General features: G+C 67.8%; 25 protein-coding genes. 8 read left to right on the top strand and 17 right to left on the bottom strand.

The genetic code is table 11. The annotated features are described in order from the left end of the window. Positions 1-63: 63 nt before the first annotated feature. Positions 64-564, top strand: a complete 501-nt coding sequence (locus FOH10_RS19710; RefSeq protein ID WP_143981853.1) for an acyl-CoA thioesterase — start codon at positions 64-66, stop codon at positions 562-564. A gap of 12 nt (positions 565-576) precedes the next feature. Here FOH10_RS19710 and ctaD read toward each other — a convergent pair whose 3' ends face one another. The 3 genes from ctaD to FOH10_RS19695 all read right to left on the bottom strand — a co-directional run bounded on the left by ctaD (position 577) and on the right by FOH10_RS19695 (position 5,123). After that, positions 577-2,316, bottom strand: coding sequence for an aa3-type cytochrome oxidase subunit I (gene ctaD, locus FOH10_RS19705; protein WP_143981852.1), 1,740 nt, complete (start codon positions 2,314-2,316; stop codon positions 577-579). Between the two features lie 220 nt (positions 2,317-2,536). Continuing rightward, positions 2,537-3,535: an Acg family FMN-binding oxidoreductase gene (locus FOH10_RS19700; protein WP_143981851.1), complete on the bottom strand. Its 999-nt coding sequence runs from the start codon at positions 3,533-3,535 to the stop codon at positions 2,537-2,539. A gap of 67 nt (positions 3,536-3,602) precedes the next feature. Continuing rightward, the gene (locus FOH10_RS19695) at positions 3,603-5,123 is read right to left on the bottom strand and encodes a flavin-containing monooxygenase (RefSeq protein WP_143981850.1); all 1,521 of its coding nucleotides are present in this window, start codon (positions 5,121-5,123) and stop codon (positions 3,603-3,605) included. A gap of 134 nt (positions 5,124-5,257) precedes the next feature. Between FOH10_RS19695 and FOH10_RS19690 the strand changes: the two genes are divergently transcribed. Together FOH10_RS19690 and FOH10_RS19685 are read left to right on the top strand one after the other, a co-directional pair. After that, positions 5,258-6,265 (top strand): AurF N-oxygenase family protein, encoded by a 1,008-nt coding sequence (locus FOH10_RS19690; RefSeq protein ID WP_143981849.1) that lies wholly within the window; start codon positions 5,258-5,260, stop codon positions 6,263-6,265. A 54-nt stretch (positions 6,266-6,319) separates the two neighbouring features. Then, the gene (locus tag FOH10_RS19685) at positions 6,320-6,667 is read left to right on the top strand and encodes a hypothetical protein (RefSeq protein WP_051037501.1); all 348 of its coding nucleotides are present in this window, start codon (positions 6,320-6,322) and stop codon (positions 6,665-6,667) included. Positions 6,668-6,679: 12 nt separating this feature from the next. Here FOH10_RS19685 and FOH10_RS19680 read toward each other — a convergent pair whose 3' ends face one another. The 4 genes from FOH10_RS19680 to FOH10_RS19665 form a co-directional block, all read right to left on the bottom strand. Further along, entirely contained in the window at positions 6,680-7,126 is a 447-nt protein-coding gene (locus FOH10_RS19680; protein WP_039815689.1) for a hypothetical protein, read from the bottom strand. 177 nt (positions 7,127-7,303) lie between these two features. Beyond that, positions 7,304-8,311 (bottom strand): NADP-dependent oxidoreductase, encoded by a 1,008-nt coding sequence (locus tag FOH10_RS19675; RefSeq protein WP_143981848.1) that lies wholly within the window; start codon positions 8,309-8,311, stop codon positions 7,304-7,306. 43 nt (positions 8,312-8,354) lie between these two features. Beyond that, positions 8,355-8,903, bottom strand: coding sequence for a TetR/AcrR family transcriptional regulator (locus tag FOH10_RS19670; protein WP_143981847.1), 549 nt, complete (start codon positions 8,901-8,903; stop codon positions 8,355-8,357). Between the two features lie 3 nt (positions 8,904-8,906). Beyond that, positions 8,907-9,602 (bottom strand): type 1 glutamine amidotransferase domain-containing protein, encoded by a 696-nt coding sequence (locus FOH10_RS19665; RefSeq protein WP_143981846.1) that lies wholly within the window; start codon positions 9,600-9,602, stop codon positions 8,907-8,909. A 213-nt stretch (positions 9,603-9,815) separates the two neighbouring features. On the opposite strand from FOH10_RS19665, the gene FOH10_RS19660 reads away from it, so the two are divergent. From FOH10_RS19660 to FOH10_RS19650, 3 genes are all read left to right on the top strand, one after another. Continuing rightward, positions 9,816-10,316 carry a hypothetical protein gene (locus FOH10_RS19660; protein WP_228814318.1) on the top strand — a complete coding sequence of 167 codons (501 nt, stop codon included), beginning with the start codon at positions 9,816-9,818 and terminating at the stop codon, positions 10,314-10,316. 39 nt (positions 10,317-10,355) lie between these two features. After that, entirely contained in the window at positions 10,356-10,796 is a 441-nt protein-coding gene (locus FOH10_RS19655) for a class I SAM-dependent methyltransferase (protein ID WP_342355899.1), read from the top strand. 75 nt (positions 10,797-10,871) lie between these two features. Beyond that, entirely contained in the window at positions 10,872-12,767 is a 1,896-nt protein-coding gene (locus FOH10_RS19650) for an HNH endonuclease signature motif containing protein (protein ID WP_143981844.1), read from the top strand. 217 nt (positions 12,768-12,984) lie between these two features. On the opposite strand, the gene FOH10_RS19645 is transcribed toward FOH10_RS19650, so the two are convergent. From FOH10_RS19645 to FOH10_RS19615, 7 genes are all read right to left on the bottom strand, one after another. Continuing rightward, positions 12,985-13,998, bottom strand: a complete 1,014-nt coding sequence (locus FOH10_RS19645; RefSeq protein ID WP_143981843.1) for an NADP-dependent oxidoreductase — start codon at positions 13,996-13,998, stop codon at positions 12,985-12,987. 104 nt (positions 13,999-14,102) lie between these two features. Continuing rightward, on the bottom strand, positions 14,103-15,323 hold the full coding sequence (locus tag FOH10_RS19640; RefSeq protein WP_244961286.1) for a cytochrome P450 family protein: 1,221 nt from the start codon (positions 15,321-15,323) through the stop codon (positions 14,103-14,105). Then, positions 15,320-16,600 carry a cytochrome P450 gene (locus FOH10_RS19635; protein ID WP_029932934.1) on the bottom strand — a complete coding sequence of 427 codons (1,281 nt, stop codon included), beginning with the start codon at positions 16,598-16,600 and terminating at the stop codon, positions 15,320-15,322. Before FOH10_RS19635 ends, FOH10_RS19640 begins: the two co-directional genes overlap by 4 nt. Continuing rightward, on the bottom strand, positions 16,597-17,229 hold the full coding sequence (locus tag FOH10_RS19630) for a GTP-binding protein (protein WP_425326092.1): 633 nt from the start codon (positions 17,227-17,229) through the stop codon (positions 16,597-16,599). The genes FOH10_RS19635 and FOH10_RS19630 overlap by 4 nt, the downstream gene beginning before the upstream one ends. After that, complete coding sequence (locus FOH10_RS19625; RefSeq protein ID WP_029932932.1) at positions 17,210-17,581, bottom strand: DUF742 domain-containing protein; 372 nt, start codon at positions 17,579-17,581, stop codon at positions 17,210-17,212. Before FOH10_RS19625 ends, FOH10_RS19630 begins: the two co-directional genes overlap by 20 nt. Next, the gene (locus tag FOH10_RS19620; protein ID WP_143981841.1) at positions 17,578-17,991 is read right to left on the bottom strand and encodes a roadblock/LC7 domain-containing protein; all 414 of its coding nucleotides are present in this window, start codon (positions 17,989-17,991) and stop codon (positions 17,578-17,580) included. The genes FOH10_RS19625 and FOH10_RS19620 overlap by 4 nt, the downstream gene beginning before the upstream one ends. Then, on the bottom strand, positions 17,988-19,352 hold the full coding sequence (locus FOH10_RS19615) for a sensor histidine kinase (protein WP_244961285.1): 1,365 nt from the start codon (positions 19,350-19,352) through the stop codon (positions 17,988-17,990). The genes FOH10_RS19620 and FOH10_RS19615 overlap by 4 nt, the downstream gene beginning before the upstream one ends. 356 nt (positions 19,353-19,708) lie before the next feature. On the opposite strand from FOH10_RS19615, the gene FOH10_RS19610 reads away from it, so the two are divergent. Beyond that, positions 19,709-19,999 carry a WhiB family transcriptional regulator gene (locus FOH10_RS19610; protein WP_029932929.1) on the top strand — a complete coding sequence of 97 codons (291 nt, stop codon included), beginning with the start codon at positions 19,709-19,711 and terminating at the stop codon, positions 19,997-19,999. Between the two features lie 14 nt (positions 20,000-20,013). On the opposite strand, the gene FOH10_RS19605 is transcribed toward FOH10_RS19610, so the two are convergent. Next, on the bottom strand, positions 20,014-21,744 hold the full coding sequence (locus FOH10_RS19605) for an alpha/beta hydrolase (RefSeq protein WP_143981839.1): 1,731 nt from the start codon (positions 21,742-21,744) through the stop codon (positions 20,014-20,016). Positions 21,745-22,237: 493 nt separating this feature from the next. On the opposite strand from FOH10_RS19605, the gene FOH10_RS19600 reads away from it, so the two are divergent. Then, complete coding sequence (locus tag FOH10_RS19600) at positions 22,238-23,554, top strand: ABC1 kinase family protein (RefSeq protein ID WP_186000535.1); 1,317 nt, start codon at positions 22,238-22,240, stop codon at positions 23,552-23,554. Positions 23,555-23,560: 6 nt separating this feature from the next. On the opposite strand, the gene FOH10_RS36070 is transcribed toward FOH10_RS19600, so the two are convergent. After that, positions 23,561-23,683, bottom strand: a complete 123-nt coding sequence (locus FOH10_RS36070) for a hypothetical protein (protein WP_255056468.1) — start codon at positions 23,681-23,683, stop codon at positions 23,561-23,563. A 171-nt stretch (positions 23,684-23,854) separates the two neighbouring features. Beyond that, on the bottom strand, positions 23,855-25,045 hold the full coding sequence (locus tag FOH10_RS19595; protein ID WP_244962102.1) for a KasA/KasB family beta-ketoacyl-ACP synthase: 1,191 nt from the start codon (positions 25,043-25,045) through the stop codon (positions 23,855-23,857). Positions 25,046-25,204: the final 159 nt, after the last annotated feature.

Here is a 25,204-nt window from a genome sequence, read left to right as displayed (position 1 = left end):
GGAGGTAGGCTCGCGATCGCGGTACCGATCGATTCCACTCCCGGATCACGAGGACGGTACGAGATGATCTTCCATACCCGTCGCTGGATCAAACCGCAGGACCTCAACCCCAACGGCTCGCTGTTCGGCGGCACCCTGCTGGCCTGGCTGGACGAGGAAGCGGCCATCTACGCCGCCGGTCAACTGGACAATTCCCGATTGGTGACCAAGTACATCTCCGAGATCGAGTTCATCAATCCGGTGCGGCTCGGCGACGTGATCGAACTCGGCGTGGTGGTGCGCGACTTCGGCCGCACCTCGATCACGCTGGGCTGCGAGGTCCGCAACAAGGTCACCGGTCAACCGGTGCTCACCATCGAGCGGATCACCTTCGTCAACCTCGACGCCGAGGGGCGGCCGGCGCCGCACGGTCGGCAGGAGGTCACCGAGACCCGCATGGTGTACCGGCGGCCCCCGGTCGAGGTCGACGCGGCCCCGGCGCCCTCGCTCGAGCGATCGTCGTCACCGCCGCGCCCTCCGGTCGCCCGCCCGCGCGAGGTGCCGGTGAGCGGCTCCCCGCGCTGACCCGCGCACGCATCAGCTCGCTGGTTCCCGTTCCTGTTCGGACACGGTGTGCGACCCCGCGCCCCAACCGACGTGTGCCTCCGCGCGGATGCGGTCGACCATGTGCGGGTAGTGCAGTTCGAATGCCGGGCGCTCGGAGCGGATGCGCGGCAGTTCGTGGAAGTTGTGCCGCGGCGGCGGGCAGGTGGTCGCCCATTCCAGGGAATTGCCGTTGCCCCAGGGATCGTCGACGGCGACCACCTCGCCGTAGCGGTAGGACTTGAAGACGTTCCACAGGAACGGCAGCATCGACGCGCCCAGCAGGAAGGCGCCGACGGTCGATATCTGATTGAGCAGGGTGAAGCCGTCACCCGGCAGATAGTCGGCATAGCGCCGCGGCATCCCGGCGTTGCCCAGCCAGTGCTGCGCCAGGAAGGTCAGGTGGAAGCCGAGGAACGTGGTCCAGAAATGCCAGGTGGCCAGGCGCTCGTCCAACATGCGGCCGGTCATCTTCGGGAACCAGAAATAGATGCCGGCGAAGGTGGCGAAAACGACGGTGCCGAACAGGGTGTAGTGGAAGTGCGCCACCACGAAATACGTGTCGGACAGGTGGAAGTCCATGGGCGGGCTGGCCAGGATGACGCCGGACAGGCCACCGAAGAGGAAGGTGACCAGGAATCCCAGTGAGAACAGCATGGGTGATTCGAAGGTCAGCTGCCCTCGCCACATGGTGCCTAGCCAGTTGAAGAACTTCACGCCGGTGGGCACCGCGATGAGGAAGGTCATGAACGAGAAGTACGGCAGCAGTACGGCTCCCGTGGCATACATGTGATGCGCCCACACCGCGATCGAGAGGGCGGCGATGGCCAGGGTCGCGTACACCATGCCGGTGTAGCCGAACAGCGGCTTGCGGCTGAATACGGGCAGGATCTCGGAGACGATGCCGAAGAACGGCAGCGCGATGACATACACCTCGGGGTGGCCGAAGAACCAGAACAGGTGCTGGAACAGCATCACCCCGCCCGAGGCCGGATCGTAGATGTGCCCGCCCAGGTGCCGGTCGTAGTACAGCGCCAGCGCCGCCGCGGTCAGCAGCGGAAAGACCAGCAGGATGAGGAAACTCGCCACCACCACATTCCAGGTGAAGATCGGCAGCCGGAACATGGTCATACCGGGGCAGCGCAGGCAGACCACCGTGGTGAGCATATTGACCGCGCCCAGAATGGTGCCCAGACCCGAAACGCCGACACCCAGAATCCACAGATCCGCGCCGACGCCGGGGGAGTGCACGATATCGGCCAGCGGCACATAGGCCGTCCACCCGAAATCCGCCGCGCCGCCCGGGGTGACGAATCCGGCGGTGGCCATGGTCGCGCCGAACAGGTACAGCCAGTAGCTCAGCGCGTTCAACCGGGGAAACGCCACATCCGGTGCGCCGATCTGCAAGGGCAGCAGGATATTCGCGAAACCGAAGATGATCGCCGTCGCGTAGAACAGCAACATGATGGTGCCGTGCATGGTGAACAGCTGATTGAACTGCTCGGGCGACAGGAACTGCATACCCGGCTCGGCCAGTTCGCCGCGCATGAGCAATGCCATCAGGCCCGCGACGAGGAAGAACGACATCGATGTCACCAGGTACATCTGCCCGAGCACTTTCGGGTCGGTGGTGGTGACCATGCGGTGGATGAAGGACCCGCGCGGTGCGCGGCGCGGTGGGTAGGGACGCGTAACATCCAGCGGTAGGCTGGATTTCGGTGATACTGCGGTCACCAAACTTCTCCTCACTGGACCGGTGGAGACACCTGTTCCCCACCGGAATTCCGTGCGAACGCGATCGAACATGCGCACGGTACGCAGCGGAGGCGGGCCCGGATAATCCCCCGAGCACGGTTCGGTGACCTTCGACCGGCGACTGATGACCTTGGACCCTCCGGCTCGGGGACCTACGCACCGGGACCGGGCCGACACCGTATCGACGCCGGTCGCGAATTCAGGACAGGGTCAAGACCTCCGACAGCGGGCGGCGCGGTGTGACCGCGATCGCCTCGGCGTCCGCGGGGGCCGTGCCGACCCGGATCACGATCTGCGGTGTGCCGTGGTGGGAGATGAGATCCGCCAACAGTTCTCGCCCCGCGGGCAACTCGGTGACATCGGTCAGCGCACAGGTCGCCAGTCCGGCAGCGGTGCAGTGCAGCAGCATCGTCGACAGCGTCTCACCGACCCGCATCCACTGCCGCACCGTGGTGCCCTTGGTGCTCAACACCAGCAGCCGCGATCGGTCCACCAGCCCGGTGCGGCGCGCGGACCGCGGCGCGGCGGGGAACTGCCTGCCCACCCCGACCCGTGCGAACTCCGCCTCGGACGCCAGCGCCGCCCGCGGCACGCCGTCTCGGGTGCCGTAATGACCTGTCCACCAATTCAATTCGGTCTCGTAGAGAACGTCTCGATGGCGCAGCTCGCCGAGTCGTCGCGACGCCGCCGCGAGCCGTGGCCGAACCGAGTCGTCGAGGACGTCGATTCCGACCCGCCGTGCGGCGGCCAATGCCCGCAGTCCGCCCAGGACGTCGTCCCAGCCCTCGGGCTCGCGCAGCGGCAGCCGATCGGTGTGACGCCGGGGGATCACGTGTGCGCGCCGACGCAGCGCCATCGGCGGATCGGGCCACGGCCGGAACTCGAGCACCGCCAGCCGGTCCGCCCGTCGCGGATCCGGAACCCGCGCGATATCGGTGTGCCACCCGAACTCGGCGAAGGCGGTGCGCGCGTGGTCCAGTGCGGCACCGCAGCTGATGACCAGCTGACGGCCGAGCGGATCGGTGGTCGGCAGCAGCCGATCCGCGTCGGCGGTCAGGACGAGCCGGTCGCCGTCGAAACGCCACAGCCACGGCTGGGTGTTGTGCACCGATGGTGCGCGCGTCGCGAGTTCCAACGCCGCCACGATCGTCTCGTGGTCCGGAACCGTGGGTACGAGTACGTCCGCGTCGACTCTCATCTATCGATGATCGCCGTCGACGGCCGGCGGGACTACAGCCCTTGCTCCCGTGCCGATGGGCCTTTGGTCACCGGCGGGCGGGTAGCCCGCCGGGCTGGCGCGTCGAATCCTCCTGTGGCACCCCGCTCGTGGTCCCGTCGAAGGTGAGAATGCCGTCGTCGATCGGTTCGTCGCGCAGTACGGCGCGATCGGCGAAGTAGTCGTCGAGCACACGCCACGGGGCGCGGGTGCCCTGCCGGGGCATCACCGCGTCAGCGCGTCGGATGTAGCCAGAGGTGAGAACGTCGCCCAGCACGGATGTCTCGGCCCGGTCACCCTCGGCGGCCCGCGCCACCACCGTGGTGTGGCCGTGTGCGCGTAGGTATCGGAGGAGGCGGCAGAGGTACTCGGCGGCGAGATCGGCCTTCAACGTCCAGGACGCGTTCGTGTAGCCGAGCACCACCATCGCATTGGGCACGCCGTCGATCATCGTGCCCTTGTGGAGCAGCCGGTCGTGCATCCGCACGGTTTGGCCGTCCACGACGAGCTGTGCGCCGCCGAACAACTGAATGTCCAGGCCGGTGGCGCTGACGACGATATCCGCGGGCAGTTCCCGCCCGGACGCGAGCCGGATCCCCGTGTCGGTGAAGGTGTCGATGCGGTCGGTGACGACCGATGCCCGACCGCTGCGCAGCGCCGCGAACAGGTCCCCGTCCGGAACCACGCACAGGCGCTGATCCCACGGCTGATAGTCGGGGGTGAAATCGCGCATATCGGCGTCCGGGCCGAGCTGTCGCCGTACCGCGGCGAGCAGCAGGGCGCGGACGAGACCGGGATGGTTGCGTGACAGCCGGTAGACCGCGCGCTGCAACAGGATATTGCGCGCCCGCCCGGCCCGATAGGCAAGCGCCGCAGGGAGTTTCGCCCACCGCAGGGCTACCGCGACCGGATCCTCGGCGGGCAGCGTCGCGATATAGGTGGGGGAGCGCTGCAGCATCGTGATGTGCGCGGTATCGGCGGCCATGGCGGGAATCAGGGTGATGGCGGTCGCGCCGCTGCCGATCACCACGACACGCTTGTCCCGGTAGTCGAGGTCCTCGGGCCAATGCTGGGGGTGCACGATGGGACCTCGAAAATCCTTCTCGCCCGGGAATTCCGGCCGATATCCGTGGTCGTAGTCGTAGTAGCCGGTGCAGCCGACGAGGAAGTCGGCGGTGTAGGTCTCGGTCGCGCCGGTCGCCTCGTCGACCGCCGTCACCGTCCAGCGCCGGTCGGTGCCGGACCAGGCGGCGGTGGTCACCCGGCGGCCGAAGCGGATGTGCGGGACGACGCCGTACTCGACGGCGGTGTCCTCGATGTAGCGGCGGATCTCCGGGCCCTCGGCGAGCACCTTCGTGCCGGTCCAAGGGCGGAATTCGTAGCCGTAGGTGCACACGTCCGAGTCGGAGCGGATGCCGGGGTAGCGGAACAGATCCCAGGTGCCGCCGATGGCGGTGCGGCGTTCCAGGACGAGGTAGCTGTGCCCGGTGCGTTCGCGGGTGAGATGGCAGGCCACTCCGATTCCGGACAAGCCCGCGCCGATGATCAGTACGTCGACGTGCCGTGTCATTGACATCCCATTTCGTCGGTGGTGCCGGGGCCTTTCGGTCCCGGATGGCCCCGTGGACGTTATATGTGACCTGAGGTTACGGATAGTGACCTATGGCCCTATTTCCGATGCCCTGCCCGGTGGACGCTGTGATCATGAACCCTGTCACCACCACCGATGCCGACCCCGTCGTCGCCGAGGCGCGGGAGTACGCGCGCGCCCTGCTACTGCTGTCCGAGGGCTCGGTGCACAAGCACTTCGATCCGTTCGTCGACATCGATTGGGAGAACCCGGATTTCGATGTCGATGCCGATCCGCGACGCTGGATCCTGCCGGAATCGGCCGATCCGCTCGGCCGCCATCCCTGGTATCGGTCGCTGCCCGAGGCCGAGCAGATCGCCATCGGGAAGTACCGGCAGGCCAATATCGCCAAGGTCGGGTTGCAGTTCGAATCCATCCTGATCAGCGGCATGCAGCAGTACGTATTCGGGCTGCCCAACGGCTCGCCGGAATTCCGCTACTGCTCGCACGAGATGATCGAGGAGCACAACCACACCCTGATGTTCCAGGAGATGGTCAACCGCATCGGCGTCGACGTGCCCGGTATGGGACCGCTGGTGCGGCAGCTGCGACACCTGGGCGTACCGGTCGCCATCGCCTTCCCGAGCCTGTTCTTCATGGCGGTGCTGGCCGGTGAGGAGCCCATCGACCACATCCAGAAGGCGGTGCTGCGTTCGGGCGAAGAGGTGCACCCGATCATGCGCGGCGTCATGGCCATCCACATCGCCGAGGAGGCGCGGCACATCTCCTTCGCCCACGAGTTCCTGAAACATCATGTACCGCAGCGGAATCCGGTTAGCCGCATGGCACTGTCCATTGCCATGCCGATCGTGATGTTCATCCTGGGCCGTTCCATCGCCACACCGCCCAAGGCGTTCTTCACCGAATTCGGCATTCCCGACCGCGTGCGCAAGGAACTGTTCTACGGTTCGAAGGAGGCTCGGCAGGTCTTCGCCGACTATTTCGTCGACGTACGCGCGCTGGCAACCGAACTCGGCCTGATGAACCCCGTCGCCGCGCGCGTCTGGAAGCTGCTGGGCATCGACGGCCCGGTCAGCCGGTACCGCTCCGAGCCGATCCGCGCGACACCGGGCGAGCGGTGAGCCACCGCCCCCGCCGCCCGCTAGGCTGGGCACGGATCTCGATCAGGAGGGCGCATGAATCCGAAAGCAGTCGCGCGACGGATGGTCGGCGGGGTCAACGGCGCGGTGGTCGCACTGCTGCGCATGCCGGTGATCGGGTCGGTCATGGCTCGGGGTTTCGCCGAGATCACCTATGTGGGCCGCCGCTCGGGCAAGACCTTCAGCACCCCGGTCAACTACTGGCGCTCGGGTGACGTCCTGAAGATCGGCGTGGCCATGCCGGACAAGAAATCCTGGTGGCGCAACTTCCAGGGCGAGGGCGGCCCCATCACCATGCGCCTGGCCGGGGAGGATCGCGGCGGGCACGCCATCGCGCGCCGCGACGAGCGCGGCCGGGTGACGGTCGAGGTCCGGCTCGACTAGCGTGCCCGTCGGTCACGCCCGCCGGCGTTCCCGGGGTGCGAGGGCCGCCAACAATGCGATGAGCAGGCCGCCGCCGAACAGGTACAGACCCCAGGTGCCGGAGAGCAGGTCGCGGGCGCTGTCGCGCAATTGATCGTCGAACCGCTCGTTCAACCGCCAGGTCAGTGTCGCGAGACCGGCCAACCCGGCGAGGATGCCGAGCCAGGCGAGCCCGCGCGACCCGGTCAGCGCGGCCACCAGCACCGCGGCGGCCGAACCGAGCAACACGATGGCGAGTGAGGACCACAGCGTCGCGTTCTGCTCGGCGAGCTGGTCGAGCGTGACACCCGGCGCGAAGCCCTCGCGCAGATCCTCGAATCGCACGTCACGCGCCTGAACCGACCCGATGAGGGGCCCGACCGCCCCGACGCCCATCGCGATGGCGACCACGAACAACAGCAGGTGGACCGAAGTGCGCATAACTCCACGGTATGCCCGAAAAGGTGTTTTCGGGGGCATTGCGGCGGCGGGCACGTCATCCCGTCGGCATCGGCGCGGGGCCTGGGACCTCACCGGCGGCGACGATCGGACCTGCCCGCCCCCGCACACCGCCGACACGGGTCGGGCTGTGTAGGGCGGGCAGCGCAACCGACAGGGTCAGGACAGGCGTACCAGCATCTTGCCGGTGTTGGCGCCGCGCATCATGGCGAGGAAGGCGTCTACGGCGTTGTCGATGCCGTCGACCACGGTCTCCTCGGTGGCCAGGGTGCCCTCGGCGAGCCAGGTGGCGGCCTGGGGGATGAAGTCCGGGGCCAGGTGCAGGTGGTCGCTGACGTTCATGCCGCGCAGGGTAATCCGCTTGCCGATGGCGAGGGGGAGATGCTTGGGGCCGGGGCGCAGTTCGGTGTCGTTGTAGACCGAGATCGCGCCGCAGAGGGCGATGCGGCCGTAGCGGTTCATGGTGACCAGGGCGGCGTCGAGATGGTCGCCGCCGACATTGTCGAAGTAGACGTCGATGCCGTCGGGGGCGGCCTTGCGCAGCTGCTCGACGAGATCACCAGCGCGGTAGTCGATTCCGACGTCGTAACCGAACTCCTCGGTGAGACGGCGCACCTTCTCCGGTCCGCCCGCCGAGCCGATCACCCTGCTGGCACCCAGCTGTCGAGCCAGCTGACCGGCGACGGAGCCGACCGCACCCGCCGCACCCGAGATGAAGACCACATTACCCTCGCGTACCGGGGCGACCTCTTTCAACCCACCCCACGCGGTGAGCCCGGTGGTACCCAATACCCCCAGGTATGCCTGTGCCGGAGCGAGATTCGCGTCGACAACCTGCGCCTGCGCGGCGTCGAGCAGTGCGTACTCCCGCCAGCCCTGGAAGTGCGACACGGTCGCGCCGACCGGGACGTCGTCCGACTTCGAGGCCACCACGGTGCCGACCGCCGAACCGGTCATCGCCTCACCCAGCTCGAACTGCGGGATGTAGGACTCGCCCTCGTTCATCCGGCCACGCATATAGGGGTCCACGGAGACGAAGTCGTTGCGCACCACGATCTGGCCCGGGCCCGGATCGGGCACGGTGGTGGTGACGAGGGAGAAGTCGGTGGGTACCGGCTCGCCGACGGGACGGGCGACGAGATGCCATTCACGGCTGGAAAAAGACATGACAAAGCTCCAAAAGTGTTGGGGGTGAGAGTGTTCAGAGTGTTCAGGTGGCGAGCAGTCCGGCGAGCAGTGCGGTGACACCGGTGTCGAACAGTCGCCGCGCCTGCTGCGGCATCTGCTCGAGTCCGACTACGAGCGCGATACTCAGATCGGCGGCCGCCTCGGGCGACACCGAGGATGCGGTCCCCGCCTCGGCGAACAGACGCACCAGCAGGGCACGCAGTTCGGCGGTGTAGTCGACACAGATGTCGCCGAACAGCCGCGCCTTCTCGTCGATCAGCTCGGTCGCGTGCGGTGAATCCTCGATCAACCGCAGCACCAGGTCGAGTTTGGCCGCGAGCACCCCGCGAATGCGTTGTGCGGCAGGCGCATCCGAATCCGCCGCCGCCTGCGCCCGCGTCAGGGCCCGCGCGTGCAGCCGCCGCGCGAGCTGGCGCACGGCATCGTCCTTGCCGCGCACGTACTGGTAGACCGCCGACCGCGAGACGCCCATGGTGCGGGCGATGTCATCGACGGTGGTGCGTTTGACGCCGTAGCGCCCCAGGCACTCGTAGGTCGCGTCGAGGACCTCGTCGAGGCGGTCGGTGGGCATGATTCAGACCAACTTCCTCGATAGTTCCTCGGCGACACCGGCGGACGACGCCGGATTCTGTCCGGTGATCAGATTACGATCGACCACCACATTGGGTGCCCACGGGTCACCCGCGCGGAAGTCCGCGCCGATCTCGATCAGCCGATCCTGCAGCAGCCAGTGCGCCTGGTCGGCGAACCCGGCCTGCGTCTCCTCCGCATTGGTGAACCCGGTCAGGGCGTACCCCGCGAAAGCATTGGCACCCGTGGCCGTGGTGGCGGCCAGCAGTGCGGCGGGCGCGTGACAGACCACGGCCAACGGCATGCCGGACGTCAGGGCGGCGACGAGCAGCCGACCGGAGTCGGCATTCACCGCGAGGTCCTCCATGGGCCCGTGCCCACCGGGATAGAACACCGCGTCGAACTCGGCCAGCTCGACATCCGCGAGCCGGACCGGATGGTTCAACTCGGCGCTGTCCCGAATCACCCCGGCCCGATGCTCCGCGACCTCCTGTCCACCGTTGGCGTCGGGTGCGAGACTGCCCCGGTCGACCGGCGGCACCACACCGTCGGGCGTGGCGACCACGATCTCGTGGCCGGCGGACTTCAGCGCCTCGAACGGCACCACGAACTCCTCGGCCCAGAACCCCGTCGGATGCTTGCTGCCATCCGCGAGCGTCCAGTGGTCCGACCCGGTCATCACGAAGAGAATCTTGGACATGACGTCCTTTCCACAATCTGACATTCTGTGCAGATTTCGTCAGTAACGACAGTTACGACACTAGACCCACGCCGAGTATTCCCGCATGGTGACGCTTGCCACGGGATTGCTGGCAAACGAATGGCGAACTAGCATGGCGGATGGGTCGGGGTTGACCCTCTGGAGGCTGCCATGCTCAGGTCTCTCGTTCTCGCAGGTATAACGGTCACACTGATGCTCAGCCCAATAGCAGTACCCGCCGCCCACGCCGACACCGACTACGGCGGCGGTTGCGTACTGTTCGCCAATGACCGTGCGGCCACCGTGGATTCGCTGCGCTTCCGCTGTAATCCGGAACAGCAGGACGCCATCTTCCGCGACGCCCCCCGCGGCGCCGTGCCCATGGGAGTCAAGAACGGCTGGGTGGTGCGCCCCGTGGACATGCAGTGGTGGACCCCCGCCGTGTGGATCGGCAAGACCTTCTACACCGGCCCCGACGGCGGCTACCTCATGAACCGGATCACCGGCGCGGGCATCGAAGGCTGGCCCGCCAACGTCTACACCGCCCCGGCCATCCTGGACGGCCAGCCGACCTGGGCGCTCGACTACGCACCCTCGCCCACCCCTCAGGTCTACGACGAGATCCGCGAGGTAACCCCCGGCGTATGGTTCGGCTACTCCTGGTGGCGCGAGGGCGGCCAGAACTCACTCATGCTCACCTTCGCCCTGGCCTGAAAGCCGCGAATCCCAGCTTCTCCCAGCCGCGGTGTCGAAGTGCTTCAGGATCGCCTCGGGGCCGAGCGGGTGACTGCCTTCGACTTCGACCCCGCGATGGTCGACCTGGCTCGGGATCGGCTGTCCGGGCGGGATAACGTCGTCGTCTCCGAGGGTGATGTCTGTGAAATCCAGGAGCCTGCGGCGAGTTTCGATATCGTTGCCGACTTCGGAATCATCCATCACGTGCCTGAATGGCAACTGGGTATCGCCGAGATCGCCCGGGTGCTGCGACCAGGCGGTACCGTTCTGTTCGAGGAGGTGCCGCGCCATATTCTCGATACCTGGATAATGCGGACATTCACCGTACATCCGCGCGAAAACCGCTTCGAAGCAGAAGAATTCGCTGCCGAACTCGCGCGCAATGGTCTGCACGGCAGAGGTCGAATCGAACAGCACTTCAGTGGAATGCTGTTTGTGGGCGCCGCGACGAAAATGTGATTTGCCATCTGAAGATTTCGATATCACATAGCTATTGCTGTTCTGCTGCAATGGGATTCGCGATAGAATAAATGCATGATTCCGGAGGGGGAAACGCGAGGCGGTGATACCGCAGCCGGTCTGTCGGCGGCGATGGACACCCTGCTCGCGACCGATCTCACCGGACTGTCCGACACCGCTCTCGTGGACGTGATGCGGGAGGTGGAGTCGGTGCGTTGTCGGATGGCGGCACTGTCGCATCGTATGATCGCCGAAGTCGAGGCGCGGCATCTGTGGGAGCGTGCCGGGGCCAAGGGGATGCGCGGCTATCTGATCGATGTGTTGCGGTTGTCGGCGGCCGAGGCAGGGGCGCGGGTGCGAGCGTCGGCGTCGTTGCGGCCGCGTGCGTTCTGCGGGGAACCGACCCCGGCGTTGTTGCCGACCACGGCGGCGTCGCAGGCCGAGGGTGTGGTGTCCCCGGAGCACGCGCGGGTGATCATGCGGGTGATGGACCGCATCCCCAACGCGGTGCCCGCCGAGACGCAGGCCGAGGCCGAACAGCAGCTCGCCCACGCGGCGAGCCAGATGCCGCCGGAGTACGTGACCAAGGTCGGGCACGTGCTGCTCACCTGTCTGGACCCGGACGGGGGCCTCACCAACGACGACGACCGCGCCCGCCGCCGCGAGCTCTGGCTCGGCAAACAACGCGTCGACGGTATGAGCGAGATCAAAGGCGTGCTCGATCCGCAGCTGCGTGCCCTGTTGGATGTCGTCTTGGCCAAGTGGGCGCGTCCGGGCATGTGCAACCCCGAAGATCCCGACAGTCCCCGCATGGGACCCGCAGCCGTCGACAAGGATGCGGTGGAGGCGGCGGCGCGGCGGGATCGGCGTAGTGCCGGGCAGCGTAACCACGACGCGCTCAAAGCGTTCCTCGCCGCCGGGGGCGGTCCGGAGAGCCTGGGATCGCATCGGGGTGTGCCGGTGTCGGTGGTGTTGACGATGAGTGTGACCGACCTGCACTCGGGCACCGGGTACGCGCATACCGCGTCGGGATCGGTGATGTCGATCCCCGACGCGTTGCGGATGGCCGAGGGCAGCTACCCGTTGTTGATGTTGTTCGACGGCAAGGGTTTGCCCCTGCATTTGGGTCGGGGGAAGTATCGGTTGGCGTCGCCGTGGCAGCGGTTGGCGTGTATCGCCGCTGATCGGGGTTGTACGCGTCCGGGCTGTGAGGCTCCGGCGACGATGTGCGCGGTGCATCATATGGTGCCGTGGTTGCGGGGTGGTCGTACCGATATCGAGAACCTGACGTTGGTGTGCGACCGCTGCCACGCTCAGATCCCGGAGGATGTCGAGGATCCGACGGGGTGGGCCACCCTCGGACGCGGCGGCTACAGCCACGGCATCGCCGGTGGCAACAGCAGCAGCGGCGGCAGCAGCAGCGGCAACCGCGGCGGCAACAGCAGCGGCAGCGACGGCAGCGGCCGCAGCCGCGGCGGCAATATCGGCGGCGGCAGCATCGGCGGCCTCGGTGGCGGCCTCGGTGGCGGTATCGGCGGCGGCCTCGGTGGCGGCGGCAACCGTGGCGGTGGTGTCGGTAGTGGCCGGTATCCGGGTCGTGTCGTGTGGGCTCCGCCGACGCGGATCGATCCGGCACGGGTTCCCCGGGTGAATCTGCATCATCATCCCGAGCAGTGGCTCACCGATGCCCCGGGCGGGCAGTCGCCGCCGACGCTCAGCCAATCGGCATCCCCAACCCTCGTCCAGCCGACGCCCCCGACGCTCGGTCAGCCAACACTGCCGCTGCCCGGTCAGTCGACGCTTCCGCCAGTCGGTCGACGGGCTGCAGGCGCGTGTGATCGCCCGTCCCCGCGACGGATCGACCGAAACGCCACCGACCACCACAACCACTCAGATCCTCACGCCCGCACGGTGCCCCCGCAAAACGCCCAGCGGCCGGACCCGACCCGAGGCGACCACTTACGCCAATAGCCACACCTGCACAAGGGCCCGTCTCGGGAACGCAACCCCAGCCAGTCCGTCGGCTGGGGTAGAAGGGTGCGGCACCCAACCCGGCGTCAGCGCAAGCCAGGTAAGGCACCCACCGCCACCACACTCATCTCTTCACATCTCTGCAGCAACACCCCGAACCCGGCACGACCGCCGAAACCTCAACACATGGACAAGGCCGAAACTCACCGCCGAACAATCACTCCCCAACCCGCACCACAACCTTCCCCATATTCTTCCCGCTCAGCAACCCCTGAAACGCCCCCACCACACTCCCCAACCCCTCGACCACATCCTCGAGATAGGCAACCCGCCCCTCCCGAACCCACCCCGAAACCTCGGAATAGAACTCCCCGAACTGCCCTGAGAACTCCGTCTGAATAAACCCCCGCACCGTCAACGACTTCCGCAACACCAGCGACATCAGCAGCCCCATCCGATCCGGCCCCGGCGGCAGCGACGACGCGTTGTACTGAGCGATCAACCCACACACCGGAATTCGGGCGAACCCGTTGAGGCGCGGCAGGACGGCATCGAATACCGCACCACCGACATTCTCGAAGTAGACGTCGATACCGTCCGGGGTAGCGGCGGCCAACTGCTCCACGAAATCGGGTGCCCGATGATCGATCGCGGCGTCGAAACCGAAATGGTCACGTAGAAGCGCAACCTTCCGCGGCCCGCCCGCGATCCCGACCGCTCGCGCCCCCTTGATCTTGGCGATCTGCCCGACCGTGGCCCCGACCGGCCCGGTGGCGGCGGCGACCACCACCGTCTCACCCGGTTGGGGACGGCCGATGGTGAGCAACCCCGAATAGGCGGTGAATCCGGGCATGCCCAGGACGCCGAGCGCGGTGGTGAGCGGTGCGGCTTCCGGGTCGAGCTTGCGCAGGTGCTTCACCCGCTCCACCGAATGCGTCTGCCAGCCACCGTATCCGAGCACGTAGTCACCGGATCGCACTGCGGGATCGGCGGATTCGAGCACCCGCGACACCGTCGCACCGACCATGGTCTCGCCGATACCCACCGGTGGCGCGTACGAGGGTGCGTCGCTCATGCGCCCCCGCATGTACGGGTCGAGCGAGAGATACAGCGTCTGAAGCAGGGCTTCGCCCGCCCCGGGCGGATCCAACTCCACCGTCTCGGTGCGGAAGTTCTCTTCGGTGGGCATGCCGGTGGGCCGGGAGGCCAGGACGATCCGAGTGCTCTTCATTCCGCGATACACCTTTCGCCGGGGGAACGATCCCACGGTACGACGGAACACCCGCGATACCCAGGCGACGGGCCGCCACCGAGACGGCGGCCCGCCAGCGAGGGTCAGCTCACGTGGACCGGGAAGAACGCCAGATCGTTCTGGGTGAGCACGGGCAGATTGCCGATCTCCTCCACCGGCACCGCCAGCCGCAGCTCGGGGAACCGCTCGAACAGCGCGGGTAGTGCGATGGCGGCCTCCATGCGGGCCAAGGCCGCGCCGGGGCAGATGTGCGGACCGTAGCCGAAGGAGATATTGCGGTGGGCGGTCGGCCGGGTGATGTCGAATTCGTCGGCGTCCGCACCGTGCACGGCGGTGTCGCGGCCGATGGCTCGATACGACATGACGACGCCCTCGCCCTTCTCGATCACCGTGTCACCGACGGTGATGTCCTCGGTGGCGAAGCGCATCAGCAGATGGATGACCGGCCCGTCCCAGCGCAGGGTTTCCTCGATGGCGTTGCGCCATTCGTAGTCGCCCGAGCGGATCTTGTCGAGCTGTTCCGGCCGGGTGAGCAGCGCGCGCACGGCGGCGAGAATCAGGCTGACGGTGGTTTCGTGGCCCGCGGCGACCAGGGCCTTGAGATTGCCCACCACCTCTTCCTCGGTGAGCGGTTCACCGCCCTCGTCGGCCTGGATGAAGGCGCTGGTGAGATCGTCGGTCGGGTCGGCCGTCTTGGCGCGCACCATCTTCAGGTAGTAGACGTCCAGTTCTTCGAGCAGCCGTAGTCGCTCCTCGTGCGGTGTCAGCATGGAGAAGAACGCCTTGTACGACTCCAGCAGATACCCGTGGTCTGCCTTGTCGACGCCCATGAGCTCGCTGACCACCCGCATGGGCAGCGGATACGCGAAGATCTGCTTGAGATCCACGACCGCGCCGTCCTTGCCCGCCGCCTCCAGATCGTCGAGCAGTTCGGCGACGAACCGTTCGATCATGGGCCGCAGGGCCTCCAGCCGCCGCGGGCTCAGCGCCTGGGTGGTCTTGATGCGCAGGCGGCGGTGCTCCGCGCCGTCGGCGGTGAACATGGAGCGTCCCGCGTCGATCATGCCGATCAGCGGCCACTGCCGGGTGACGACACCGGAATTCCACAGTCCCCAGGCATTGATGTCCTTGACCAGGCGGTTGTCGACCAGCAGTTGGCGGGCGACGCTGTGATCGGTGACCGTCCAGGCGGTGGCGCCCAGCAGGTCGATGCGGGCCAGCGGCCCGGCCGCGCGCAACCGGTCGGTCTCCCCGGCCAGATCACCGATCATGGGGTCGATGGCGATGGGGCATTGACTACTCACGAGAAACCTCCGACAGCACGAACTGGAGTGAAAACCACGGGAAGAGAAGTCATCCCGCGCAGAAACGGCGAGGGTCGCCGCATCAGGTTCTGCGGCGGCACCGCCAAGTCGACATCGGGCAACCGATCGAGCAGTACCTCGATTCCGGTGCGCGCGATGACCTCGGCGATCTGCTGCGCCGGATACGGGCACCGGTATTCGCCGTAACTGAACGCGAAGTGCGCGCTGTTGCCGAGATACGCCGATTCCGGCCCGTCCGAAATCCCTTGTCGCACATGGGGGTCGGTATTGGCCGCGCCGAGCCCGAGCAGCAGCAGATCCCCGGACCGCACCGTCTTGTCCGCGAGCCGGGTGTCCCGGGCCGCCCAGCGTCCGGCGAGGATCTGTGTCGGGGTGTCCTCCCACAGCGCCTCGTTCATGGCCTGGCCGACACTGCTGCGTCCGCCGCCGAACGCCGCCGCGAACCGGTCGTCGGTGAGCATGAGTCGCAGCGAGTTCACCAGCCAGTCGGCGGTGGTCAGATGCCCGGCGGCCAGAATGGCCTGGAGATCGAGGGTGTACTCCTCGGCGGTGAAGGGCTCGGGGTGAGCCAGCATCATCGACACCAGGTCACTGCCCGGATGCCGCTGCTTGGCCGCCACCAGATTCGCCATGGCCTGGTTGAAGCGCCCGTACGCCGCCTGCGCCTCCGCCCCGCTGTCGGCGATGTGCTTCATGATCGTCGCGAGTTCCGGGGCCTCACTGTCCGGGAACCCCATGATGCGCGCCAAGGCCAGCACCGGCAGTGGTTCGGCGAAGTCGGCGACCATGTCGGCCTCTCCGCGCCCGCAGAACGAGTCGATCAGCCGATCCGCCAATTCCTCACAGGTGGCGCGCAATTCGAACGGATTGACCGCCTCCAGCGCGGGCTCCACCATGGCGACGTGCCGCCGGTGCTCGGCCCCGGCGGTGAAGTAGATGGACGGCATGGGCGAGCCGACCATGGGCAGCAGCGGCCAGTCCGGCGGGATGTTCGGCCACTGGTTCCACCGGGCGACATCGCGCGGGAACAACTCGGCATCGCTGGTCACCTGATGCAGTTCGCGGTAGCCGATCACCAGCCAGGCCGGAATGCCGCCCGGCAGTTCGACCGCCACCACCGGCCCGTGCTCGCGACGCATCTCCGCGTACAGCCGGAACGGATCGGTGTGGAAGCGCGGTCCGCTCAGCGGCACGGCGGAATCACGGTGCACCGGGCACCCGCCGGAACGCTCCGGCACGAGGTCGGGCGAGGTCATGAGGCGGTCTCCGGGGTGAGGACGTGGTGTCGAGCGGCCTCGGCGTAGAGGTGCTCGACGAGGGTGATCAGCACCCGCTTGCTGGACTCGCGCGAGCGGGCGTCGCAATTCAACAGCGGCACAGCGGGATCCAGGTCGAGTGCATCGCGCACATCGCCGGGCATATGGGGATGACCGCCGAAATCGTTGCACGCCACCACGAAGGGGGTGCGCTGATGTTCCAGCCGGTCGATGGCGTACCAGCAGTCGGCGATCCGGCGCGGGTCCACCAGCACGATGGCTCCGAGCGCGCCGGTGAACAGCCGGTCCCACAGGAACCAGAACCGTTCCTGACCGGGCGCGCCGAACAGGTACAGCACGTTCTCCGCGTCGATGGTGATGCGGCCGAAGTCGAAGGCGACGGTGGTGGTCGACTTCCCCGGCACGCTACCGGGATCGTCCACGCCGACACCGACATCGGTCATGGTGGCCTCGGTGTCCAGCGGGCGGATCTCGCTGACCGAGCGCACCAGCGTGGTCTTGCCGACCCCGAAACCGCCGACGATGACGATCTTCAGCCCTTGTCGGGCGGTGTTGTGCAAGGGGGCGTCGGCGCGGGCGGGTCGGGGGTCAAAGCTTGCGGAGTCCAACGAGTACCTTCTCGAGGGTGGTGGCATCCGGCACCGCGGTCCACGGCGAGCCGGGGGTGGCCGTGCCGGTGTGCGGGTGGCGAACGGTGATCCGGCCCGCGTGCAGCAGGTCCGACAGCAGGATGGTGGCGATTCCAACCGGGATGCGCAGCTCCGCCGCGATTTCCACCACGGCCGTCGGGGCCGTGCACATCCGGAGGATGGCCGCGTGCTCGGACTGCATTCCCGGCGTCGGATCGCATTCGCTCACAACGAGAGTCACGAGATCGAAGGCATCGGAGTCGGGTCTGCTCCGGCCCCCCGTCAGCGTGTAGAGCCGATCGGGGGAGTCGTCGCGGCCGGGTCTGCTCACGGCAGGCTCGTTCCCCCGCGCGGTGCCGCCGCGAGATGTTCGCCGAGTTGTTCGACCAGTTCGCGCATGTTGTGGCCGACCAGCCCGGCATCGGCGTCCTCGGCCGCGATCACCGCGATGTGCGCGCCCATACCGGCTTCCACGATGAACAGGATGCCGCCGTAGAACTCGGTCATGGACTGGCGCACGCCGCTGTGCCCCGCGCCGAATTCCACCGAGGCCCCGTGCGAGAGGCTCTGGATGCCCGCCGCGATGGCGGCCAGCTGGTCGGCCTTGTCGACGGTGAGTTCCGGGGTGTGACAGATTTTCAGCCCGTCGCTGGACAGCAGCAGTGCGTGCCTGGCGCGCGGGGTGCGGCCGAGCAGCTGTTCGAGCAGCCAGCCGAGTTGTGCGGGCGCGGACGTTGTCATCGATCGGCCTCCACGGCAGGGGAAGTGGTTGCGGTATCACCGTTCTCGCGCCCGGTCACGGCGCGCTGGAAGGCTCCCAGCGACGACGGTGACGACGGGGCGGGCGGAACCGCGGCGGATGTCGGAGCGGACAGACCCTCGGGGTGCACCGCGGCCAGGGTGCTGCCCCGGCGGCGTTTGGGGAGCGCCGGTTCGGGGGCGGCCGGTGCGAGCGCGGGGTGCTCGCCGGTGCTGTCGGACCGCCCGGGGAGTTCCCGCGGTGTCTCGGCGATGGCCGCGGCGATGGTGGACAGCGTGCGGGGCGCCGGTTCCACCCGTGTGGTGAGGTCACGCGGCACCACCACGACCACCGCGGTACCGCCGATGGCCGACGGCCGGTACGAGACGGTGAGCCCGTGCTTGCGCGCGAGATGGCCCACCACCGCGAGCCCGAGGCGAGTGCCGGTGAGCGAGGACAGATCCGCGCGCGCATCGCGCCCGTCGGTCCCCGATACCGCCGCCTCGGCGCGGCGCAGTGCGGATTCGCTCATCACGAGTCCGCTGTCCTCGATGGTGATCACCACGCCCGCGGGCACCTCGGCGGCGTAGACGTGCACCTCCGTGGTGGGCGGGGAGAAGTTGCAGGCGTTGTCGAGCAGTTCGGCGAGTGCGTGCATGACGCCCTCGGCCGCGTGCCCGGCGACGGCGATCTCGGCGATGGCGCGCAGCCGGACCCGCTGATACCCCGCGACACGCCCCATGGCCCCGCGCAGAATCGATTCCATGGCAATGGGTTTGGCCCAGCGCCGCCCCGAGCGCGCCCCGCTGAGCACCGCGATGCTGTCGGCCAGCCGTCCGGCCTGGGCGGTGCGGTGATCCAGGTGCAGCAGGTCGGCCAGCACGGTGGGGTCGGCGTGCCGATGCTCCATCTCGCGCAGTTCCGCCAGCATGCTGGTGGTCATGGCCTGCATGCGCCCCGCCGCCCCGGCGAAGGCGGCCAGCGCCGCGGCCCGGCGCGCCTCGGCGCTTCTGGCCTGCTCCAGGAGTCCGGTCGCGGCCTCGGTGGCCGCGTCGGCGCGCCCGGCGGCCTCGGCGGCGGTGGTCGCGGCGACCCGCCGGACCGCTGCGGCCTCAGCACGCGCCCGGTCGGCCTCCACACGGTAGTGGAATGCCGCTGTCACACTGGCGCACAACGTGATCGCCGCCACCAGCACACCGATGGTTATCGGTAGTCGGGCGGCGGTGGGTGCGAAGAACACCGCGGCGGCGCCGAGTGCGGTGGTCAGGATCGCGCAGACCAGTAGCGCCAGATAGGGCTGACGCGTACCGCGAATGCTGGGTGGGGTCGGTTCGCCGTCCGGGGGACTGGATGATTCTGACAAGTTCCGCACTTCCGCACTCGCGTCGACCACGGGAAACGCATACGGTCTCCGGGCTCTGTACCCCCCTGCCGCAACCATTCAAAAAACATGGCCGACAAGCGGTTTCGAAGGTCGCCAGGATTGTAGCCCCGGATTTCAGCAACCGCTACTCGAGTCTTGCTGGACGGTTGTCCGGGGGTGCGGCGTGCGGATCTACCTGGTCGATCGCGGCGTGCGGGCTGGTCGCCATGTCTCGAGATGACAACTACTCATGAGACAGTTACCTTATGGTTACCTAATTCGACTAGAAGTGATCCACAAGAAATCACTGCGAGTATCGGACGATCGAAGACGCATGACAGACGAGGGAGGTTCCAATGGCAATCAAACAGCTAGCCATCGTTCCGCTGGTGGAGGCCGAAGATCCGGCGTGGCGTGAACTGGCACTGTGCTCCCAGACCGATCCGGACGTCTTCTTCCCGGAGAAGGGCGGCTCCACCCGCGAGGCCAAATTGGTCTGCGGCCGTTGCGAAGTGCAGGGGGAGTGCCTGGAGTACGCGCTCGCCCACGACGAGCGCTTCGGCATCTGGGGTGGCCTGTCCGAGCGGGAACGCCGCAAGCGCAAGGACGAATTCCGCCGTCGCGGCCATCTGCGCGCCGTCAGCTAGGCGCGCGCACCGCGTCACTTGTGCGCGTACTCCCAGTCGATGTCCGCATCGAGGGCCACGCGGATACGCTGCGCGAGTTCCGGTGTCCAGTCCGGTGGCCGGGTGATCGCGGCCCAGCCGTCCAGGACCAGGGTGCCGTACTTGTGGCCGTGCCCGGCCGGAACCTTCTGGGCATTGGCCAGATCGGCGCTGATCTGCCAGAAGGTGACGATCGGCCACCAGCGCACCGACCGCGAGACATCCGCACCGCGTGGTTCGGCGAGCCAATCCGGGCGGGAGAACAGCAGATCCGGCGACCACCAGACGATCGGGTCCGAGGCGTGCTGGAGATACACCACGCGCGGATCGAGCCACTGGGCGTTCGGCCGGTTCAAATCCTCCGCGCTTCCGGCGAATCGAACGACCAACCCATCGGCGTAGACGGGCAGGATCTCGGGGGTGCCGGGATCGCGCCGCGCCTCGAGCGCGCTCCAGATGCGATTGGAATTCGGGGGACCCACCCACATCACCCCGTCCACCAGGGTGCGGATGTCATCGAGCCCGGTGAACGCTCCCTCGGATCCCTGTGAGCCCAGACTCTCGCCGTAGACGAGCAGCTTCGGCCGCGCCTCCGGCGGCAGCGTCGCCCAGCGCGCGTGGACGGCGTGCACGAGCAGTCGCCCGGCCTCGGTGGCCTTGTCGCGGTCGGACAGGAACGACAGCACGCTCGGCAGATACGAGTACTGCGTCGCCGCGATGGCGGTGTCGCCGCCGTACATGTACTCGATGGCCGCGGCCGTGGTGGAGTCCACCCACCCGGTGCCGGTGGTGGTGACCACGACCAGCACCCGCCGGTCGAAAGCGCCGGTGCGGTCGAGTTCGCGGACCACCAGATCGGCCACGGCCTCGGGTGTCGGCGCCGACTCCAGCCCGGCGTAGACCCGAATCGGCTCGCGCGCGGGTTTTCCCGTGACGGCCGTGATGCGCTCGGCCGACGGTGCGTAGGAGACGAACCAGCGCCCCTCGGAACCGAGCGTGTCCCACGGCGCCAGCGACGTCGGACTGCCCGACCGTTCCGGCAGGACGGGCTGCTGGGCGGCCGCGGAGGTGTGGCCGTTGCGCAGGCTGAAGGCCGAGTTCGCCACCGAGAAGAAGGCTTTCACCAGCACGCCCTGCCACAGCAGTACGCAGAACACCGCGACCAGCACCACCGCGCCGGGCAGGGCGATCGGGCGCGGGACGCGCAGATCGATATTGAGCGCCCGGGTGAGGCGGCGCACCGCCCAGCGCAGCAGCCGGAACACCAGGATGATCAGCGCGACGGTGGCGAAGGCCAGCAGTTCGGTGCGCAGATAGCTCGAGGTGGTGGTCGGCTCCATACCCATCATCGTCTGGAGGTTGCGCTGCCAGCGGGCCGAGCGCACCAGGATGAGCGCCGCCCCGACGACCACCGCCACCACCGTGCCCGCCTTGAGCAGATCCTGCACGCGCTGTGGTGGATTCATGAGCGTGGCGATCCACGCGCGCTCCGGCAGCCGCGGCCGCACCCAGCGCGTGAACGCCCACTCCAGCACGCATCCGACGGCATAGCCGATCACGGCGCTCACCCCGCTGACGAGTCCCTGGAACAGCCAGGTGCGCGGGAGCAGCGACGGTGATACCGACCAGGCGAAGAAGATGGCCGCGACCACGACACCGGGGTAGTTCGGCCGGATGGCGCGTTCCGCCGCCAGCAGCGCCGCCATGCCGCGCTCCAGGATCGTCATCCCCCGAGTGTTACCCGCCGATTGCCGTGACCTGGGGCAGCGACACGGATGAGAGGTCGGTCACGCCGTCGCTCCCGCTGTGCGATAGGCCATCGATCATCGCCAAGTTCTGGACGTCTGACTACTTTCGACATGGTTCATGTAGTCCAGTTCAGAGGGAACAGCCATGCCCATTATCGATCTCGGTTCCGCCGCCTTGAATCTCGCCAACGTCGTCACCAATATCGCCGCGAACATCACCTACATCCTGCACGCCTGGGGTCTGGCCTGATCCTGATCGGGTGAATCCCGGCGCGCGCGGTTGACGAACAGTGCTATTCGCAAGTCGCCGGAGCGTGTGACAGACTACACACCGCAGGGAACAGTGGGCGGTGGGTGAATGGTGAGTGGCAGGCAGACTTCGGGGCGGGTGATTCCGTTTCCGGGGCGGCACCGCAAGGATGCGGGACCGGCGCCGACGGGGCGATTGCGGCGCGATGCGAAATTGGCGGCCGTGCCCGTCGCGTATGCGGGACGGCGCGCGGCCGGCCTGGGTCGGCGCATGCTCGGGCGCACCGCGGCGGAGATCGATCACGATATCCAGGTGCGCACCGCCGAGCATCTGGTCGACGTCCTCGGCGAACTGCGCGGATGTGCGGCCAAACTCGGCCAGATGGCGTCGGTGTACCGGTCGGCCGTACCGCTGGTCCCCCTGGAGTTCGGGGAGATAGCGGGCACTGCCCTCGCCCGATTGCAGGATTCCGCGCCACCGATGCTGCCCGCGCTCGTCCATCAGGTGCTGGCCGAGGATTTCGGCCCCGGGTGGCGGGAGCGATTCCGCGACTTCTCGGATCGACCGGCCGCGGCGGCCTCACTCGGGCAGGTGCACCGCGCCGTCTGGCACGACGGCCGCGAGGTCGCGGTCAAGGTCATGTACCCGGGCGCACAGCAGGCGGTGGCGTCGGATCTGAGCCAATTGCGCAGCGTGACCGGAATCATCGGCGCGGTCATGCCGGGCGCGGATGTGCACGCGGTGGTCGACATGGTGTGCTCCATGGTCGGCGACGAACTGGACTACCACCGGGAGGCGGCGAATCAGCAGCGCTGTGCCGACGCCTTCGCCGGAGACCCCGACTTCCTGGTGCCCGCGGTTGTCGAACACACCGAACACGTGCTGGTCAGCGACTGGGTCGAGGGTATCGCGCTGACCCGACTCATCTCCGGCGGTGTCGCGGTCGACGAGCGAAGCCGGTGGGGACGGCGGGTGTTCCGCTTCCTGGAGATGTCCTATCGGCGCTGCGGTCTGCTCTACAGCGACGTGCATCCCGGGAACTTCCTGATGCTGCCGGACGGGCGACTCGCCGTGGTCGACTTCGGCGCCTGCGCCGGATACCCGCGCGACTTCCGTGCCATCGTCGCCGACATCAGCGAGGTGCTGTTCAACGGTACGCCCGCGGAACTGGACGCCGCCGTGCGCAGGCACGGATTCGTCCGTCCGGGAACCGATTTCGACGCCGAGGAACTGCTGCGCGTGGCCGCGCCGTTCCTCGAGGTGCTGCTGCGCGACGACTTCCGGATGTCGGTCGAGTGGCTGCGCGAGCAGGTGAACGACATCGTGGCCATCCGGCTGTCCAATGTGTTCCGGCAGATGACCCTGCCGCCCGAACTCACCCCGTTGGCGCGCAAGGTCGGCACCACCGTCGGCACCCTGTGCGTGCTGGGTACCGACGGGATGCGCGAGGACTTCCTGACCTGGTGGCCCGAGGTGGCCGCCGCGGTCGCCCGCTACGAGCAGCGTGTCACGGCGGCGCGTTCGGGCGACGGCGACTGAGTTCGGTCATCCCGCCATCATGGCGGCGGTGAACAGCGCGCCGATTATGGCGATCGCCATGAGCGCGACGATCACGCGATTGCCGCGCGTCGGTGGTTCCGCTCCCTGGATCTCGGGGTTCTCGCTCATCGTCCTCATTTCCTCTGCGGGTCGGCGGTGGTACCGGGTGCTCGTACTCCCGTGGCTCCCAACCGGTTTGCAGACCACGAGGTACGGGGTGACCACGCCGATACGGCATGATCTCATCCGCCGCCCGGTCGATGCCGGGGACCCCGAAAATGTTCGCCGTCGTATCCGTGATCAGTAGCGTCCGAACAGTACGGCGGCATTATGCCCGCCGAAGCCGAACGAATTGTTGAGGGCGAACTCCACATTCGTGTGCCGCGGAGTGGAATGAACTACGTCCAGTTCGATTTCGGGATCCTGATTGTCCAGATTGAGCGTGGGCGGCACCACCTGATCGCGCAGCGTGAGCACCGAGATGACGGCCTCCAGCGCGCCGACCGCGCCCACCGAATGACCCAGCGCCGATTTCGGCGCGTACACCGACGGATGGCGGCCGATGGCCGCCGCGATCCCTCGGGCCTCGGCCAGGTCGCCCATGGTGGTGCCGGTGGCGTGGGCATTGACATGGTCGACCTCGCTCGGGCTGACCCCGGCCGTCGCGACCGCGCGGCGCATCGCGCGGGCGCAGCCCTGCCCCTCTGGATCGGGGGCCACCAGGTGGTAGCCATCGGCGGTGAGCCCCACCCCGAGCAGCCGGGCCAGCGGGGTGGCGCCGCGCGCCCGCGCGTGGTCCTCCGATTCCACGATCAGCAGCGCCGCCGCCTCTCCGAAGACGAAACCGTCGCGATCGCGGTCGAAGGGGCGCGAGGCCCGCGCCGGATCGTCGACACGGGAGCTGAGCGCCCGCGCCATCGAGAATCCGGCGATGGTCACGGGATTGATATAGCCCTCGACGCCACCGGCGATGATCATGTCCGCCTCGCCGAGCACGATGGAACGCCACGCGTGCACCAGCGCCTCGCAGCCGGAGGCGCACGCCGATACCGGCGTGACGAGACCGGCACGGGCGCCGACCTCCAGACCCACCACGCCGGATACGCCATTGGGCATGGACATGGGCACCGCGAACGGCGACACCTTCCGGTAACCGTGTTCCCGCATGGCCGCGTCGGCCGCCACGATGGTGTCCGCGCCGCCGAGGCCGGTGCCGATGCAGACGCCCAGCCGGTCGGCGTCCACCTCGGGTTTTCCGGCGTTCTCCCACAAGCGTTTTCCCATGGCATACGCCATCTGCTGCACGTAGCACATGCGGCGTTTGCGGACCCGGTCCAGACCGGCGGTGGGGTCGTCGACCAGGGTGCCGCCGATGGCATGGGGTAGCTCGTGGCGGGTGATCTCCGGATCGGTCAGGGTGCTGATTCCGCTCGCCCCGGCCAGCAGGCCCTGCCAGGTGCCCTCGGTATCGGCGGCGATCGAGGTGGTCATCTCCACCGCCGTCACCACGACGTCGCGGAAGCCGCCGTTGCGGGTGGAGAAGGTGTCGAGTGTGTGCACGTGTCCCAGTCCCAACTGTCGATCCCACAGGCTCGAGCACGGCAGGTTCGTCAGGTCGGTGGAGACGTCGTTGTCCGGGATTCCGTGCGG

The organism is Nocardia otitidiscaviarum, assembly GCF_007362295.1.
In the GTDB taxonomy this organism is placed as follows: domain Bacteria; phylum Actinomycetota; class Actinomycetes; order Mycobacteriales; family Mycobacteriaceae; genus Nocardia; species Nocardia otitidiscaviarum.
This window is presented reverse-complemented; position numbering and strand designations above follow the sequence as displayed.

What these genes read in the sequence shown, in the direction of transcription:
- FOH10_RS19710 (WP_143981853.1), top strand. Translation starts at nt 64, where the DNA reads ATGATCTTCCATACCCGTCGCTGGATCAAACCGCAGGACCTCAACCCC.
- FOH10_RS19700 (WP_143981851.1), bottom strand. Translation starts at nt 3,535, where the DNA reads ATGAGAGTCGACGCGGACGTACTCGTACCCACGGTTCCGGACCACGAG.
- FOH10_RS19695 (WP_143981850.1), bottom strand. Translation starts at nt 5,123, where the DNA reads ATGACACGGCACGTCGACGTACTGATCATCGGCGCGGGCTTGTCCGGA.
- FOH10_RS19690 (WP_143981849.1), top strand. Translation starts at nt 5,258, where the DNA reads ATGAACCCTGTCACCACCACCGATGCCGACCCCGTCGTCGCCGAGGCG.
- FOH10_RS19685 (WP_051037501.1), top strand. Translation starts at nt 6,320, where the DNA reads ATGAATCCGAAAGCAGTCGCGCGACGGATGGTCGGCGGGGTCAACGGC.
- FOH10_RS19680 (WP_039815689.1), bottom strand. Translation starts at nt 7,126, where the DNA reads ATGCGCACTTCGGTCCACCTGCTGTTGTTCGTGGTCGCCATCGCGATG.
- FOH10_RS19675 (WP_143981848.1), bottom strand. Translation starts at nt 8,311, where the DNA reads ATGTCTTTTTCCAGCCGTGAATGGCATCTCGTCGCCCGTCCCGTCGGC.
- FOH10_RS19670 (WP_143981847.1), bottom strand. Translation starts at nt 8,903, where the DNA reads ATGCCCACCGACCGCCTCGACGAGGTCCTCGACGCGACCTACGAGTGC.
- FOH10_RS19665 (WP_143981846.1), bottom strand. Translation starts at nt 9,602, where the DNA reads ATGTCCAAGATTCTCTTCGTGATGACCGGGTCGGACCACTGGACGCTC.
- FOH10_RS19660 (WP_228814318.1), top strand. Translation starts at nt 9,816, where the DNA reads ATGCTCAGCCCAATAGCAGTACCCGCCGCCCACGCCGACACCGACTAC.
- FOH10_RS19650 (WP_143981844.1), top strand. Translation starts at nt 10,872, where the DNA reads ATGATTCCGGAGGGGGAAACGCGAGGCGGTGATACCGCAGCCGGTCTG.
- FOH10_RS19645 (WP_143981843.1), bottom strand. Translation starts at nt 13,998, where the DNA reads ATGAAGAGCACTCGGATCGTCCTGGCCTCCCGGCCCACCGGCATGCCC.
- FOH10_RS19635 (WP_029932934.1), bottom strand. Translation starts at nt 16,600, where the DNA reads ATGACCTCGCCCGACCTCGTGCCGGAGCGTTCCGGCGGGTGCCCGGTG.
- FOH10_RS19620 (WP_143981841.1), bottom strand. Translation starts at nt 17,991, where the DNA reads ATGACAACGTCCGCGCCCGCACAACTCGGCTGGCTGCTCGAACAGCTG.
- FOH10_RS19610 (WP_029932929.1), top strand. Translation starts at nt 19,709, where the DNA reads ATGGCAATCAAACAGCTAGCCATCGTTCCGCTGGTGGAGGCCGAAGAT.
- FOH10_RS19605 (WP_143981839.1), bottom strand. Translation starts at nt 21,744, where the DNA reads ATGACGATCCTGGAGCGCGGCATGGCGGCGCTGCTGGCGGCGGAACGC.
- FOH10_RS36070 (WP_255056468.1), bottom strand. Translation starts at nt 23,683, where the DNA reads ATGAGCGAGAACCCCGAGATCCAGGGAGCGGAACCACCGACGCGCGGC.
- FOH10_RS19595 (WP_244962102.1), bottom strand. Translation starts at nt 25,045, where the DNA reads ATGACCACCTCGATCGCCGCCGATACCGAGGGCACCTGGCAGGGCCTG.